The sequence below is a fragment of the Bacillus pumilus genome (assembly GCF_900186955.1).
In the GTDB taxonomy this organism is placed as follows: Bacteria; Bacillota; Bacilli; order Bacillales; family Bacillaceae; genus Bacillus; species Bacillus pumilus.
The window spans coordinates 1571074-1586159 of record NZ_LT906438.1 but is presented as its reverse complement, the minus strand read 5'-3'; the positions used below and the strand labels follow the sequence as shown (position 1 = coordinate 1586159).

Here is a 15086-nt window from a genome sequence, read left to right as displayed (position 1 = left end):
AAGCGATCATCCGCTCCCCCTACCTCCTATCGTTTCAGATTCACAAGCTCTTGCAGGATTTCATCAGATGTTGTGATCGTCTTTGCATTCGATTGGAATCCACGCTGCGCGATAATCATTTCGGTAAACTCGTCTGTTAAATCAACATTTGACATTTCAAGTCGACCTGTTTGAATGATGCCCGTTCCTTGTTCACCAGGAACGATAGGATTACTTGGTGCACCTGAGCTTAACGTTTGGCGGTATAGGTTCTCACCAACTTTGTCTAATCCTGCTGCGTTACTGAAAGATACGAGTGAAACCTGTCCAACATTTCTAGATACGTTGTTTTCAACAACAGATATTGTTCCATCTGGACCAACACTTACACTTGAAATGCCATCTGGAATCGTTATCTTTTGTCCATTCATTCCAAGCACGTAATTTCCGTCAGAAGTGGTTAAACTTCCCTCTGAATCCCGAGTAAAGTTCCCTGCTCTGGTATAAAGAACTTCTCCTTGTTTTTCAATACGGAAAAATCCATCTCCATTGATGTAGAAATCATAATCTCTATCCGTATTTTGAGAAGCTCCTGCTGACATGATTTTATCAATAGAAGATAAAGATGATCCTAAACCAACTTGTTTTGAGTTGATTGAACCAGAGTTGTTCGTCGGTCCACCAGAACTTGAAATGGTTTGGCTGACCATATCTTTAAAAGTGATACGGCTTTTTTTGTATCCGTGTGTATTGACGTTGGCTACGTTATTGGCTACAACATCTAATTTTGTTTGGAAGTTTTTCATTCCACTAATTCCTGAGTAAAGTGAGCGTAACATTTATTTTCCTCCTCGAATTACTTCGTTTTTTCTCCAACTGCTGTAACATCCCAAGGGCTGATTTTCGTTCCATCTTCTAAATATAGGAAGTATTCATTGTTTATGTTTTTAACAGATTTCACAGTGCCTGATATATCTTTATCATCCAATTTGCCCGATACTTCTTTACCGATCCACCCTACATACGTCGTAAACGGATCTTGGTGTGCAACAAATGTAGACATGAGCTGATTCAGCTTGGTGATAGAATCGTTCATATTGGTTTGCTGTTCTAAAGATGAAAATGTTGCAAGCTGTGTGACAAACTCACGGTCATCTAGTGGGTTTGTCGGATCTTGGTTTTGAAGCTGTGTCAGCAATATTTTCAAGAATTGATCTTTGCCGAGCGTATCTGTTTTCTTTTCTGCTTTTGAAGAAGTGTCTGTTTGTGCGACTGTTCTATTCGTAGCATCAACTGTTGCCATTAGATTTCCTCCTCTTCTTCATCTGACCCAACAAGAGCATCCAGTACATCTTGGAATTCCGCTTCCTGTTCATCAGGCTTTTGGAAATTCTGCCCTTTTGACTGTTGCTGCTTGTTTTCTTCGTTAAATTGTCCAAATAACGGCTGCTCATTTGATTGAAGCGGTATATGGAAACGGTCCACTTGAACCGACATATTCGGAAGCGCCTGCTTGAGCTGCGGAAGGTGATGCTCTAGCAGTTCTTTTGCTGCCTGTGTCGAAGCTGTAATTTTACTCGCATACATACCATTTTGCTTCGTCAGCTGAATCGTGATAAATCCGAGATTTTCTGGATTTAACCGAACTGTAAAGCGCCCACTTGAGTTGCCAAATGGCGTGAATTTCATTTGCTTCCACGTATTTAGAATTTGCTGATCAACCGTTCCCGGCTTTTCATCAGTTGTTTGTGTCTGCTGAACAGGAGCTGCTGATTGCAGTTGAAAAAACTGCTTATGACCTGGCAACAGCGTATGAGTGATTGTTTTTTCAGAAGCAGGTGCAGCAGTGCTTTGTCCTTTGACAACTTCCTTTTTGATGAGCCATTCAAGAGAGTTAGCCCCTTTTGCAGGAGTAGCAAGAGTAGATTCTTGTCTTGGAGAGACCAATTCTTTTAACTCTCCTAAAGCAATCTTCAACTCTTTGTCTGACCCTTTTGCATTTGCCATCATATGGTCGATTAACTGATTAAAGTGTTTCAGCTCACTTTGAGACATCGAATTCAGCTTTGGTGCTGAACCCTGCGAGAAAAACTGCTCTTTTACTTGCTGAATCAGTTTCTCATCTACTCCATTTTTTGAAAGAAAGTGAATGAAGTCTTGACCCTTTGCTTCAATATCTTGCACTAGCTTTGCATCAAAGCTGAGCGGCTGTTGATTGAGTAGTTGATATATGAAAAAGTGGACTTGTATGAGCTGCTCACTATGTTCAGAAGCTGACTTATCCGTTTGATCACCGTAAATGGATGATTCCATTTTTTGAAATAGCTCTTCTAGTGACTTGAGATCAGACGAATCAAGCGTTTGACCTTGAAGTGTTTGAAGCGCGCTAAGAAGGTCTCCGTTGATGCCTTCTTCAGGCGATTGCATCCATTTTTCAATGATTTGCATCGCATCATTGATGGAAAGAGTGGCACCCGCTGTCTCAGCATTCACAAGGCCGCTTTGTGCGCCTGCCCCGCTAAGTAATTGTTTAAACAACCCGCTTGCAGATGCCGCGCCGCTCCCCTTTGGTCCCGAGAGACCTTGAGACGATTGCTGTAAGGCTCCAATATCCAATAGCTTCACTTATTGTCCACCCCCATTTCCACTTTCTTTTTTAGAAAGCTCTTTCGTAAACGTAGCTGCCTTCTGAGGTGTTAGTTTTGCTAATATGTCTGTTAGTTTATTTTTGCTCAGCTCTTCAAGAATCTTCAATGCCTCTTTATCACTTAATTCTGATAAAATTTTGGCGGATTTCCCTGCGTCCATGCTTTCATAGATACTGGCAATCTTCCCTTTCGGTTTCTGGTTAGAGGCTGCTGCCCCATCAGAAGTTGTCCCTGATGCATTATTACCTGATGTATCGCTTGATGAGCTGCTATTTGATGAACTGTCATCCGCTGACTTATCATTCGCATCATTTTCAGATGTTTTTTCAAGTGAACTGATTTTTTGATTCAGTCTTTTAATCTCTTCATCACTTGTTTTTAAGTCTTTTTGTGCAATTTCAAGTTCATTCTTTTGCTCTTTAATGGTCTTTTTCAGTTCCTTCAATTCTGCATCGCTTTGATTATTATGTGAAGATGACGTTTTTGAGGTGTCATCTGAACCAACCAAACTACTGACGCCCGGAATGTTTTGGAGCGGTTTCTTTAGATCAAAACCTGCCATATAAAGGATTGTGCCAGTCACTAACACAAGCACAATCAATGGGATGATGACAATAAACAAGATCCATTGAAATTTACCGCCGCTTGATTCTTTCGTTTTTTCCTTCTTAGGCATTCATCTCGACTCCTAATGTCCTTGAAACATGAATTGGCTGATAGAGATATCATCCATTTCTTTCATTTCAATGGCCTTATGTTCAAGGGAAAACTTTTCATACTGCTTTTCTTTCATTTTTTCAAACTTTTTAAACTCGATGTTTTTTTCAGTTAAATCAGATTGTTTTTCATTCATTTGATGGCGTTTCATGATCACAAGCTGCTGATAATGCTGAATGGTGTTATCTAAATTGGTCACAAATTGCTGATAATGACGCATTTCTTGAACACTCATACCACTTCTCAGCTTTTCTTCTTTGCTTTTTTCCATTAATTCTTTTTTACTCATATTTTCATAGAGCTTTTCAGCGACTTGCTCAAATGCCGAAACGGATTGTTGGTACGCTGCGAGTGACTTGTCTTTTTCACTTTCTTTCAGTTCTAAGAGCTTTTGAAATTTGTATTGATATCTCAATGTTTTTGTCAATCCTCTCTATTCATCAAACCGAGCAATACATTCACACTGTCGTCAATAGATACAGCCTCTTCTACATCCTGCTTCAAAAATGAAATCAGATGAGGATAAGCCTGCATGGCATCATCAATGTCTTTCGAGGAGCCTTTTTTATATGCTCCAATGTTAATGAGGTCTTCAGCGTTTTGATAAGTGGATAAAAGCTGGCGGAACCGGTTGGCCGCCTCCTTGTGATCATGACTTGCGATATTGCTCATAACACGGCTGATACTTTTCAGAATATTGACAGCAGGAAATTGTCCTTTGTTGGCTAAAGCACGATCAAGTACAATGTGGCCATCTAAGATTCCCCTGACTGTATCAGCGATTGGCTCATTCATATCGTCACCATCAACAAGCACTGTGTAAAACGCTGTGATGGAACCAAGCTGATTCGTTCCAGTTCGTTCAAGTAATTTTGGCAGTATAGCGAACACCGAAGGCGTATATCCTTTTGTCGTTGGCGGTTCACCAGTTGCAAGACCGATTTCCCTTTGTGCCATAGCGACCCGTGTAACTGAGTCCATCATGAACATGACGTTTTTGCCTCTGTCTCTAAAATATTCTGCAATAGCTGTTGCTGTATAAGCAGCCTTCATTCTCGTCAGTGCAGGCTGGTCAGAAGTTGCGACGACAACAATCGATCGCTTTAGTCCCTCGGTACCTAAATCCTTTTCAATAAACTCACGAACTTCCCGGCCACGCTCTCCAACAAGGGCAATGACATTGAGGTCTGCTTCTGTCTGCTTAGCAATCATCCCCATTAAGGTACTTTTTCCAACACCACTTCCGGCAAAAATACCGATCCGCTGACCAGTGCCGACTGTAAGCAGACTGTCGATCACTCTGACACCAACGCCCATTTTTTCACGAATAGGTGGCCTGTCCATCGGGTTTGGAGGTGACTGATCTGTCGAAACAGGTGCAAGTCCCTTTGGAAGCATACTGCCGTCCAGCGGTTCACCGAAGGCATCAACAACTTCGCCAATTAACCCAGTCCCAACTTTGACCTTCAGCGACTCACCTGTCGCTTCAACTAGACTTCCTGGTGAAATATTGGATGCTTCTACATAAGGCATGAGCAGAATATTTTCATCTCTAAACCCTACGACCTCTGCTTTTATTGGATCGTGCTTACGCCCCTTTTTATGAATGAGACACACGTCTCCGATAGAACTTTCCGGCCCCTTAGATTCAATCATCAGTCCAACAACTCGATTGACTTTACCAAATCGTTTATAAGGATCTGCGGTTTCAATCGTTTCTTTTAACACATCGATGTTCATTTGTGATCACCTGAATCAATGACTTCTAGTAGCTTTTCTTTCAACTGATTCATTTGTGTATCAACACTCGCTTCCACTTTTCCAAAGCTTGTTTCTACGTAACAAGTCCCTTTTGGCGCTTTTTCATCCGAGTAAATGGCAAGGTGTGTATCCTTTTGAAGGATTCTGATTAATTCGTCTTTATACTCCATCACATGATCGTAATGTTCAGGGTCAACATAGATGGAAATATCGTCATATTCTTTCACTTCAGAAATGACCTGCTTCACGAGAGCCAAAAATTGATCTTTCGTGTCCTCAGCCGAGTACCAAACACGTTTGGCGAGTTCAAAAGCCAGTTCCACAATTTTTTCTGCGGAGCTTTCAATTTTTTCTTCGTAATCCTGCTTGGCAAGACTGACAATGTCATTTGCTTGATCAAGAATTGATCGGTACTGACTCATCGCATCTGCTTCACCCTTTTGGAAGCCATCTTGGTAACCTGCTTGTTTCGCTTCTTCAATAAGCTGCATTCTTTCTTCTTCAAAATCAGCGCGGCGCTGATTGATTTCAGCCATTGTTTTTTCAAGCTCACTATTTGCTTGTTCTACTATACGGCTTGCTTGATCTTCAGCATCACTTAGTACAAGCTGCGACACTTCTGTTTCATTGACAAGCTCTTCTTCATGATGTTCTTTTTTGAACTCCACTTGCTGCAAAGGAATCGTTTGCCGGCCTTGCTCAGGAATAACAGATGTTTCATGTTTGATAATCCTAGACAATGATATCGTCTCCTCCGCCTCGAGCTATGACGATTTCTCCAGCTTCCTCGAGTCGTCTTACGATGCTGACAATACGGGTTTGTGCTTCCTCGACATCTCTAAGCCGGACAGGTCCCATAAACTCCATTTCTTCTTTGAACGTTTCGACCATTCTCTGTGACATGTTGCGGAAGACAATTTCTTTGACCTCTTCGCTTGCCACTTTGAGTGCAAGCAATAAGTCATCATTTTCAACATCTCTGATCACGCGCTGAATCGCTCTGCTGTCAAGAGTGACAATATCCTCAAAGACAAACATACGTTTCTTAATTTCATCAGCAAGCTCAGGATCTTGAATTTCAAGAGTGTCTAAAATGGTCTTCTCGGTCGCACGGTCTACACCATTTAGTACTTCTACAACCGCTTCGACTCCGCCCGTTTGCGTATAGTCTTGCGTAAAGGTTGAAGAAAGTTTTTGTTCAAGAATGCGTTCCACTTCATTGATGATCTCTGGAGATGTGCGATCCATTAAAGCAATACGTCTCGCAACCTCTGTTTGTACTTCCTCACCTAATTCAGATAAAATCTGCCCTGCTTGAACTGGATCTAAGTAGGAAAGGATGAGCGCAATGGTTTGTGGATGCTCATGCTGGATAAAGTTTAAGATTTGTTCTGGGTCAGCCTTTCGAGCAAAATCAAACGGTTTCACTTGAAGTGAGGATGTTAATCGGTTTAAGATACTATCCGCTTTGTCCTCACCAAGCGCTTTTTCAAGCACTTGTCTTGCGTACATAAGACCGCCTTGTGATATGTAGTCCTGCGCGATGGCGATGCTGTGAAATTCTTCAATGATTTCATCTTTTTTAGCAGTATCTACACTTCGTACATTGGAAATTTCCAATGTTAATTTTTCTATTTCGTCTTCAGACAGATGTTTGTATACAGATGCTGACACCTCTAGCCCTAAGGAAATCATTAGGATTGCTGCTTTTTGTCTGCCTGTTAGTCGATTTGAATCTTTTCTCGACATGTGTATTCCTCCTAATCCTCGGACAGCCAGCTGCGTAGCAATTTAGCAAAGTCTTCTGGTTTATCTTTTGCCATTTTTTCAAGCTGATTTTTCCTCACCATTTCTTCTGTTTCTGGTTCAGTGTCGATATCAGGAACATGAATTGGTGTATGTTCATCAAACTCAAACTCTTCTTCCTCTTCTTTTCTGCGTTTACGCACAAGAAGAATAATGAGAGCGATAATTGCAAGTAGTAGCACACCGCCTACAATATAAACCCAAATTGGAATATTGTTTGATGGGTTTTCTGCTGCAGTTTGCTGTTTACCGTCTAATTTTGATACAGATAAAACAATTTTGTTATCTAAGTCCGCTTGAGTGAGCGCTTGACCATTTGTGTATTCTTTATCAATTGACGTGCTAATGATCGTTGAAAGAATCTTTTTAATATCATCTTGTCTTTCAGCTGTTAAAGAGTTCACATCGTTTGCAGTTGGTGGTTCGACCAATGCTTGAATGCCAACATCTCTAATTTTATAAGGGCTCTCTTTGATATCTTTATGAATGCGGTTGACTTCATAGTTGATACGATCTTCGCTCTTTTCGTAATCTCCGCTACCATTCGCTCCATCGGCGCCTTGATAGTTTGTGACATCATCGTCGCCTGTTCCAGCGGTTCCACCAGCTGCTGCACCATTTCCTGAATAAGTTTCAGCAATCTTTTCAGCGCTGACAGCGATGCCTTGCATGTTTTCTTTATCAACTGGTTCTACAAGGTCTTCTTTTCTTTTCTCTTCAGTAAAATCAATGTCTGTTGTGACCGATACAGCGACTTTTTCTTGACCCATCATTGTTCCGAGCAGCTGTTGAATTTTTCTTTGAAGGTTCTTTTCAATTTCTTCTTTTTTCTGCTGCTGTGCATCCATTCCACTTGCATAGGAATCGGAACTGCTGTTTAAATCGTAGTAGTTGGAATCTTGGTCCATAATGACAATGTTTTCTGTCTTTAAATTCGGTACACTTTTTGAAATAAGATGATAAAGGCCTTTTACTTGCTGCGGCGCGAGCGTGTAGCCACGTTCAACTTGCAGCACAATGGATGCTGATGCATTACTTTGCTCTTCTCCAACAAAAACGGAATCTTTTGGCAGGTTAATCATAACTTTTGAATCTTTGATCCCATCAATCGTGTTGATTAGATTGGATAGTTCTGTCTGAGTTGCGTCTACTTTCAGAACATCAAATTCATTATCTGTTAAACCGAAGCCGGAATTATTCGCAAAGAAGGAGTAATCAATATTCCCTGTCTTAGGGAGACCCTCAGATGCGAGTGTTACTTTTAAAGAGTCGGCCTGCTTTTCTGGAACGAGAATCGTTGTTCCATTATTCGCAAGTTCCGATTTAACGTTTTTGCCATCTAGTTCCTGTTTGATTTGCCCAGCTTCTGCCTCAGACAAATCTCTAAACAATGGAACCATTTTTTCAGAAGAAGCAAAGATGCTAACAACCGTAATAATGATTGCTAGGGCAGCAACGCCGCCAATCATAAGTATTTTTTGTAATTTTGATCGATTTCGCCAAAACTCAACTGTTTTTGTTCTTAATTGCATTAAAGTACGATTCATCTTAACCCCCGGTCATTCCATTCAGTCTTTTTTTGTCCGTCAGCACCTCCTACATCTGCATTCTCATAATCTCTTGGTACGCTTCGACCGCTTTATTTCGAAACTCCGTTGCAGCTGTGAGTGTCACACTCGCTTTTTGCGAGGCAATCATGACTTCATCGAGATTGACATCTTTTCCTTGTGCAAGTGCATTTGTATACTGGTCTGATTTAAGCTGTGATTGATTTAATGCCTCAATGGAATTCTTCAGCACATCAGAGAAATTCGTTTGACTTTTAGGTGCAGCCGCATGAACGGACGATGCATTTGTCAATTCACTTGCTTGCTGAGCAGCTTGAAGCTGGAAAGGAGATATTGCGTTAACCAATTCTTTTCACCTTACTTTCCTATTTCTAAAGCTTTCATCAACATGCTTTTATTCGCATTTAGCGCGGTCACGTTTGCTTCATATGACCTTGAGCTGCTGATGAGGTCAACCATTTCCTTTAATGGATCAACATTAGGTGTTTGAACATATCCATTTTCATTGGCATCGGGATTTGTAGGATCATATTGAAGGTTGAATGGAGTTTCGTCTTCTGTAATCTTCGTTGCTTTCACGCCGTTTCCTAATTTACCGCTCGAATTCATGTTTGAGTTTAATATAGATGAAAACGATTCACCTGACGGCTGTAATGTGACGAGCTTACGTCTATAAGGCTCCCAGTTGCCATCAACCTGTTTCGCTCTTGTTGTATCCATATTTGCAAGGTTAGAGGATACAACGTCCATTCTGAGCCTCTGTGCTGTTAATGCAGAGGCCGAAGCGTTAACGCCTGAAAAAATTGACATCACTTACCTCCTGTCAAAACTGTTTTAAGAGAATTGAATTTTCCACTCATTCTTTCAACCAACGCATTATACTGAATTTGGTTTTTAGCGAGTTCACTCATCTCTTGATCAATATCGACATTATTTCCGTTTTCTTGATATGAAGTACGGTTGCTCGAAACAACTGAATAATTAGACCCTGTTTTAGAAAAATCAATGTGACCTTGGTATGTTTTTTTAGCATCTAACTTGATCGACGCATCGTTTAGCATATCATGAAATGCGACGTTTTTCGACTTGTAGTTCGGTGTGTCTATATTCGCGATATTATTGCTTATGACTTTTTGCTTAACATTCGCTCTGCCCAAGGCATTCTCAAGGTTGCTTATCGTTCCAGAAAATATATCCAAAACCATATACCTCCAATCATATGTATTTCATTCCATTTAATCATGTCGAGATTTGTAAAACCATATGTTCATTGTAAGAAATAATAGGATTAAAGTCTATGATGTATATGTAAAAAAAACTCGTAATATATATCTATTTTACGAATAGGTATAAAGACCTAGATTCAAAGAACTAAGAATTGTAAGGGTTTTCTTGGAAAAAAGAGTGTCATTTTTCGGACAAATCCTCTTTTTTTATAAAAAAAAACCCTTTTCAGCTTGTATTTCTGCTGAAAAGGGTTTTTGATTAATGAGATTTTAAATTTTCAAGTTCAATTAAAAATTTGTTGTTTAACACTTTGATATACGTTCCCTTCATTCCAAGAGAACGAGATTCGATGACGCCTGCACTTTCTAACTTACGTAAGGCGTTCACGATCACTGAACGAGTGATTCCTACACGGTCAGCAATTTTACTTGCCACTAGAAGCCCTTCGTTGCCATCAAGTTCTTCAAAGATGTGCTCAATGGCTTCAAGCTCACTATATGAAAGAGAACTAATCGCCATTTGGACAACAGCTTTACTTCTTGCTTCTTCTTCGATTTCCTCTGATTTCTCACGAAGGATCTCCATTCCAACAACTGTTGCACCGTATTCAGCAAGAATTAAATCATCATCTTTGAATGTATCTTGCAAACGAGACAGGATTAACGTCCCTAAACGATCTCCTCCTCCGATAATTGGAACAATGGTTGTCAAACCTGATTCAAATAAATCACGGTTCTCAATCGGGAAAGCTGTATACTCACTGTTAATGTCAAGATTTGAAGATGTTTCAGGGATGTTAAATAGACTCTTTGTATATTCTTCAGGGAACTGACGGTCTTCAAGCATTTTTTTCATACGCGGATTTTCAATCTGCTGGTTGATCGAGTAGCCTAGAAGCTTCCCTCTTCTGCTTAATACGAAAATGTTTGAATCAATGACATCTCTCAACGTTTCTGCCATTTCCTTAAAATTAACTGGTTTCCCCGCTGCATCTTGCAGCATTGAGTTAATAATCCTTGTTTTTTGTAGTAACGCCATATTAATGATCCTCCTAGATTACTTTATTCATTTGTTAAAGTATAAATTGACTTAAGTCTTTGTTATTCGCAATCTTTCCTAGCTTCTCTTCTACATACTGAGGGGTAATGGTCACTGTCCCTAGTGTAATATCAGGCGCCTCAAATGAAAGCTCTTCAAGCAGCTTTTCAAGTATGGTATGAAGCCTTCTTGCACCGATGTTATCTGTCTCCTGATTGACATGATAAGCCACTTCGGCAATCTTATGAATAGCATCGTCAGAAAATTCAAGAGATATACCTTCTGTTTCAAGTAAAGCTTTATATTGCTTTAATAATGCATTATCTGGTTCCGTTAAGATTTTCACAAAGTCTTCGATACTTAATTTATCTAATTCTACACGAATTGGGAAGCGCCCTTGAAGCTCTGGAATCAAATCTGATGGTTTTGCCATATGAAATGCACCTGCTGCTACAAAAAGCACATGGTCTGTTTTCACTGCCCCATATTTCGTCATCACAGTTGAACCTTCTACAATCGGTAAAATATCACGTTGAACCCCTTCACGAGAAACATCTGCAGATGATGCACCACCGCTTTTAGCGATTTTATCGATTTCGTCGATAAAAATAATTCCTTGCTGCTCTGCTTTATAGACAGCTTCTTGACTGACTTCATCCATGTCAATCAGTTTTGAAGCTTCCTCAGCTGTTAACGCCTTTCTTGCTTCTCTGACGGTCAGCTTTCTGCGTTTTTTCTTTTTAGGCATGAGATTGCCGAGCGCATCCTGCATGTTCATGCCCATTTGCTCCATACCGGAGCCCTGAAGCATATCAAACATGGATGGCTGCTGCTCTTCGACTTCGATCGTGACGTAATGATCTTCAAGTTCGCCCATAGCCAGTTGATGAGCGATTCGCTTTCTTGTCGATTCAAGTTCAACTTCTTCACTTGATTGATCTCGATCACGGTCATCTTCATCAGAACCACCAAACAGCATCTCAAAAGGATTTTTCACAGACTGGCTTTTTTTCTTGCCAGGAACAAGTAAATGAACAAGACGTTTATTTGCTTGTTTTTCTGCTTCTTCTTGAACGTCTTTCATCTTTTCTTCTTTGACAATTCGGATCGCTGTCTCAACTAGATCTCTGACCATCGATTCTACATCACGGCCGACGTAACCAACTTCAGTAAACTTCGTCGCTTCCACTTTAATAAAAGGCGCACCAGAAATTTTTGCAATTCTGCGGGCAATCTCTGTTTTCCCCACACCTGTTGGGCCGATCATTAAAATGTTTTTCGGAACGACTTCATCCTTTAGCTTATCATGTAAAAGGCTTCTTCTGTAACGGTTTCTTAAAGCCACCGCCACTGCTTTTTTCGCATCAAGCTGACCAATAATGTATTGATCAAGCTTTTCAACTATCTCTCTTGGGGTGAACGGCTTTTTCTCCATACGTCTCATGTCCTTTCTATTCAAGCTCTTCTAAAGTGATTTGATCGTTCGTGTAGACACAGATTTCTCCAGCGGTTTCAAGAGCTGCCTTTGCAATATCTCTTGCTGTGAGATGATCACCTGCATGTGTTTTGAGTGCTCTCCCGGCGCTAAGCGCATAATTGCCGCCTGAGCCGATGGCCAAAATACCGTCATCTGGTTCGATGACCTCTCCTGTCCCAGAGACAAGCAGGATGCTGTCTTTGTTCATAACGATCAGCATGGCCTCAAGCTGTCTAAGCATCTTGTCACTACGCCATTCTTTTGCTAGTTCTACGGCTGCCCGCTTTAAGTTACCACCATATTCTTCAAGCTTCGTTTCAAACTTTTCAAAGAGTGTAAATGCATCTGCTACTGAACCTGCAAAACCTGCAAGCACCTTGCCTCCGAAAAGACGGCGCACTTTTTTTGCTGTGTGTTTCATCACGACAGCCTGCCCGAAAGTGACTTGACCGTCTCCAGCCATCGCACTTTTTCCTTTATGTTGAACGGCAAAGATGGTTGTTGCATGAAATGATGACATGAAAAAACCTCCTTTTAGGATCGTTTAAAAGCCCTTGGGTGATGAGACATGTACGTTTTCCTTAAAGAATCTTTTGATACATGCGTGTACACCTGAGTTGATGATAAATTAGAATGACCAAGAAGTTCTTGAACACTTCTCAAATCTGCCCCCTCATTTAAGAGGTGTGTGGCAAAGGTGTGCCTTAACATGTGAGGATGGATATGTAATGTGCCTGACGCCTTTTTCATTAGTTCAGTGAGAATGAATCGAACGCCTCTGTCTGTAAGAGGCGCCCCGCGCTGATTCAAAAACACATATGCATCAGCACGATCATTCCCCTTCGCTTTCAGCTTTAGCCTTCCATCCTCTAAATAAGTGATGAGCGCTTCATGAGCATATGAACCAAAAGGAACATACCGCTGCTTGCTGCCTTTTCCATGAACAAGCACTGTATCCATCGATAAATCAAGATCAGATTCTTTTAATGAACATAACTCACTGACCCTCATACCTGTTGCATAAAGAAGTTCTAAAATCGCTTGGTTTCTTTGCCCAAGCGGTGTGCTGACATCAGAAACTGTAAAAAGCTCTTTCAGTTCCTCTTCATACAAAAATGAAGGAATTCGCTTATCCTGCTTTGGTAAGCTAACGAGTAAAAAAGGATTTTCTTTCACAAGCTGTTCTCTTAATAGAAATTTATAAAAGCTGCGAAGCGCAGAGACTTTCTTACTAATCGTTCTTCTTGTCAGGCCTTTTTCATAAGCTTCTGTTAAATAAATTCTCGTATCTTGATAGGATACCTCTTCAAAACCGTCTATTCCTTGAACGTTCATAAATCTGACAAACTCTTCAATCGCTTCTGTATATCCTGAGATGGTTAAAGCAGAATAGTTTTTTTCAATTTGTAGATATTCAATGAATAAGTGGACAAGACGCTGTTTATTCGTCATTTTTACACCTCTTTAAGGCTTTTAAATGGTATCACATATCTTGCTTTCCGTGCAATGATTTACTACAGAGATTTCGAAATAGTTTGAATAGTTTCGATTGCGCGCTTAGCGTACTCCGCATAACGCTCTTGTTTGTTTTTAATGCGAACACCAAGATCTTTCAACAAACCAAAATTCGCATTCATTGGCTGGAAGCTTTTCTTGTTTGTCGATGTGATGTAATAAGCCATGCTGCCGATCGCTGTTTCCTCCGGAAGTGTCACAAGCTCTTCTCCTTTGACAAAACGAGCGGCGTTAATTCCAGCCACTAGTCCGGAAGCTGCGGACTCGACATAGCCTTCAACGCCTGTCATTTGTCCGGCAAAGAATAGATCTTCTCTATTTTTAAACTGATACGTTGGTTTTAAAAGACTTGGTGAGTTAATGAATGTATTGCGGTGCATCACGCCATAACGAACAATCTCTGCTTCTTCAAGACCTGGAATCAAGCGGAATACTTCCTTTTGGTCGCCCCACTTCAGATGTGTCTGGAAGCCGACGATGTTATATAAAGTGCCTGCTGCATCATCTTGTCTTAATTGAACAACAGCATAAGGTCTTTTTCCTGTTTTCGGATCTTCAAGTCCTACTGGCTTCATCGGACCAAACAACATCGTTTTCTTTCCTCTTTTCGCCATGACTTCAATTGGCATACAGCCTTCAAAGAAGATTTCTTTTTCGAACTCTTTTAATGGCACAGTTTCAGCAGAAATAAGCGCGTCGTAAAAACGATCGAATTCTTCTTCTGTCATTGGACAGTTTAAATAAGCAGCTTCTCCTTTGTCATAACGTGATTTCAAGTACACCTTATCCATATCAATGCTATCTTTCTCTAGGATAGGAGCCGCTGCATCGTAGAAGTACAGATATTCTTCACCAGTTAACGATTTTAATTCTTTTGAAAGTGCTTCAGATGTAAGTGGGCCTGTCGCAATAATTGTTGGACCTTCTGGAATGCTTTGCACTTCTTCTTGAAAAACTGTCACATTCGGGTGATTTTTTACGCGATCAGTAACGTTTGCTGCAAATTCATGACGATCTACTGCAAGCGCTCCGCCAGCAGGAACTGAGCTTTCATCTGCAGCTGCGATAATCGCTGAATCTAAATGACGCATTTCTTCCTTTAATACACCGACCGCATTTGTCAAAGCGTTGGCACGCAGTGAATTGCTGCATACAAGCTCTGCAAATTTATCTGTGTGGTGAGCTGGCGTTTGTTTAACAGGTCTCATTTCATACAAGTTGACTTTAATTCCGCGTTTAGCAATTTGCCATGCCGCTTCACTTCCAGCTAAACCTGCTCCGATCACATTTACAAATTGACTCATTGTACAACTCTCCTATTTCGTAAGTTCTGTTTGATGACATAAAAAA

17 protein-coding genes are annotated in these 15086 nt (G+C 40.7%); all 17 read right to left on the bottom strand.

Features of this window, described 5'->3' with window-relative positions; genetic code table 11:
- Positions 1-26: 26 nt before the first annotated feature.
- The 17 genes from flgG to trmFO all read right to left on the bottom strand — a co-directional run bounded on the left by flgG (position 27) and on the right by trmFO (position 15040).
- Positions 27-818, bottom strand: coding sequence for a flagellar basal body rod protein FlgG (gene flgG, locus CKW02_RS07995; RefSeq protein ID WP_003211619.1), 792 nt, complete (start codon positions 816-818; stop codon positions 27-29).
- A 17-nt stretch (positions 819-835) separates the two neighbouring features.
- Positions 836-1282, bottom strand: coding sequence for a flagellar hook assembly protein FlgD (flgD, locus tag CKW02_RS07990; protein WP_003211424.1), 447 nt, complete (start codon positions 1280-1282; stop codon positions 836-838).
- Positions 1282-2604, bottom strand: coding sequence for a flagellar hook-length control protein FliK (locus CKW02_RS07985; RefSeq protein WP_003210821.1), 1323 nt, complete (start codon positions 2602-2604; stop codon positions 1282-1284). Before CKW02_RS07985 ends, flgD begins: the two co-directional genes overlap by 1 nt.
- Complete coding sequence (locus tag CKW02_RS07980; RefSeq protein WP_003212362.1) at positions 2605-3303, bottom strand: MotE family protein; 699 nt, start codon at positions 3301-3303, stop codon at positions 2605-2607.
- A gap of 12 nt (positions 3304-3315) precedes the next feature.
- Entirely contained in the window at positions 3316-3759 is a 444-nt protein-coding gene (gene fliJ, locus CKW02_RS07975; RefSeq protein WP_034620036.1) for a flagellar export protein FliJ, read from the bottom strand.
- A gap of 8 nt (positions 3760-3767) precedes the next feature.
- A complete protein-coding gene (gene fliI / locus CKW02_RS07970; RefSeq protein WP_003212478.1) occupies positions 3768-5084 on the bottom strand; it encodes a flagellar protein export ATPase FliI in 1317 nt (438 codons plus the stop codon).
- The gene (gene fliH, locus CKW02_RS07965) at positions 5081-5845 is read right to left on the bottom strand and encodes a flagellar assembly protein FliH (protein WP_003212485.1); all 765 of its coding nucleotides are present in this window, start codon (positions 5843-5845) and stop codon (positions 5081-5083) included. The genes fliI and fliH overlap by 4 nt, the downstream gene beginning before the upstream one ends.
- Positions 5838-6854: a flagellar motor switch protein FliG gene (fliG, locus tag CKW02_RS07960; RefSeq protein WP_003210883.1), complete on the bottom strand. Its 1017-nt coding sequence runs from the start codon at positions 6852-6854 to the stop codon at positions 5838-5840. The genes fliH and fliG overlap by 8 nt, the downstream gene beginning before the upstream one ends.
- 11 nt (positions 6855-6865) lie before the next feature.
- Positions 6866-8458 (bottom strand): flagellar basal-body MS-ring/collar protein FliF, encoded by a 1593-nt coding sequence (gene fliF / locus CKW02_RS07955; protein ID WP_034619909.1) that lies wholly within the window; start codon positions 8456-8458, stop codon positions 6866-6868.
- Between the two features lie 49 nt (positions 8459-8507).
- Positions 8508-8825 (bottom strand): flagellar hook-basal body complex protein FliE, encoded by a 318-nt coding sequence (gene fliE, locus CKW02_RS07950; RefSeq protein ID WP_003212183.1) that lies wholly within the window; start codon positions 8823-8825, stop codon positions 8508-8510.
- Between the two features lie 11 nt (positions 8826-8836).
- A complete protein-coding gene (gene flgC, locus CKW02_RS07945; protein ID WP_003212391.1) occupies positions 8837-9289 on the bottom strand; it encodes a flagellar basal body rod protein FlgC in 453 nt (150 codons plus the stop codon).
- The gene (flgB, locus tag CKW02_RS07940) at positions 9289-9678 is read right to left on the bottom strand and encodes a flagellar basal body rod protein FlgB (RefSeq protein WP_012009952.1); all 390 of its coding nucleotides are present in this window, start codon (positions 9676-9678) and stop codon (positions 9289-9291) included. The genes flgC and flgB overlap by 1 nt, the downstream gene beginning before the upstream one ends.
- 286 nt (positions 9679-9964) lie before the next feature.
- Positions 9965-10744, bottom strand: a complete 780-nt coding sequence (gene codY / locus CKW02_RS07935) for a GTP-sensing pleiotropic transcriptional regulator CodY (protein WP_003210838.1) — start codon at positions 10742-10744, stop codon at positions 9965-9967.
- Between the two features lie 34 nt (positions 10745-10778).
- Positions 10779-12179, bottom strand: a complete 1401-nt coding sequence (gene hslU, locus CKW02_RS07930) for an ATP-dependent protease ATPase subunit HslU (protein ID WP_003211907.1) — start codon at positions 12177-12179, stop codon at positions 10779-10781.
- Between the two features lie 16 nt (positions 12180-12195).
- Positions 12196-12741, bottom strand: a complete 546-nt coding sequence (hslV, locus tag CKW02_RS07925; RefSeq protein WP_003211247.1) for an ATP-dependent protease subunit HslV — start codon at positions 12739-12741, stop codon at positions 12196-12198.
- Between the two features lie 14 nt (positions 12742-12755).
- Positions 12756-13673, bottom strand: coding sequence for a tyrosine recombinase XerC (xerC, locus tag CKW02_RS07920; protein ID WP_003211704.1), 918 nt, complete (start codon positions 13671-13673; stop codon positions 12756-12758).
- Between the two features lie 62 nt (positions 13674-13735).
- Positions 13736-15040 (bottom strand): FADH(2)-oxidizing methylenetetrahydrofolate--tRNA-(uracil(54)-C(5))-methyltransferase TrmFO, encoded by a 1305-nt coding sequence (gene trmFO / locus CKW02_RS07915; protein WP_003212444.1) that lies wholly within the window; start codon positions 15038-15040, stop codon positions 13736-13738.
- Positions 15041-15086 lie beyond the last annotated feature (46 nt).

Excerpts from the sequence above, each read along its gene's own strand:
- trmFO (WP_003212444.1), bottom strand. The coding sequence starts at position 15,040 with ATGAGTCAATTTGTAAATGTGATCGGAGCAGGTTTAGCTGGAAGTGAA.
- codY (WP_003210838.1), bottom strand. The coding sequence starts at position 10,744 with ATGGCGTTACTACAAAAAACAAGGATTATTAACTCAATGCTGCAAGAT.
- fliG (WP_003210883.1), bottom strand. The coding sequence starts at position 6,854 with ATGTCGAGAAAAGATTCAAATCGACTAACAGGCAGACAAAAAGCAGCA.
- fliI (WP_003212478.1), bottom strand. The coding sequence starts at position 5,084 with ATGAACATCGATGTGTTAAAAGAAACGATTGAAACCGCAGATCCTTAT.
- CKW02_RS07980 (WP_003212362.1), bottom strand. The coding sequence starts at position 3,303 with ATGCCTAAGAAGGAAAAAACGAAAGAATCAAGCGGCGGTAAATTTCAA.
- flgG (WP_003211619.1), bottom strand. The coding sequence starts at position 818 with ATGTTACGCTCACTTTACTCAGGAATTAGTGGAATGAAAAACTTCCAA.
- flgD (WP_003211424.1), bottom strand. The coding sequence starts at position 1,282 with ATGGCAACAGTTGATGCTACGAATAGAACAGTCGCACAAACAGACACT.
- xerC (WP_003211704.1), bottom strand. The coding sequence starts at position 13,673 with ATGACGAATAAACAGCGTCTTGTCCACTTATTCATTGAATATCTACAA.
- hslU (WP_003211907.1), bottom strand. The coding sequence starts at position 12,179 with ATGGAGAAAAAGCCGTTCACCCCAAGAGAGATAGTTGAAAAGCTTGAT.
- hslV (WP_003211247.1), bottom strand. The coding sequence starts at position 12,741 with ATGTCATCATTTCATGCAACAACCATCTTTGCCGTTCAACATAAAGGA.
- fliF (WP_034619909.1), bottom strand. The coding sequence starts at position 8,458 with ATGAATCGTACTTTAATGCAATTAAGAACAAAAACAGTTGAGTTTTGG.
- flgC (WP_003212391.1), bottom strand. The coding sequence starts at position 9,289 with ATGTCAATTTTTTCAGGCGTTAACGCTTCGGCCTCTGCATTAACAGCA.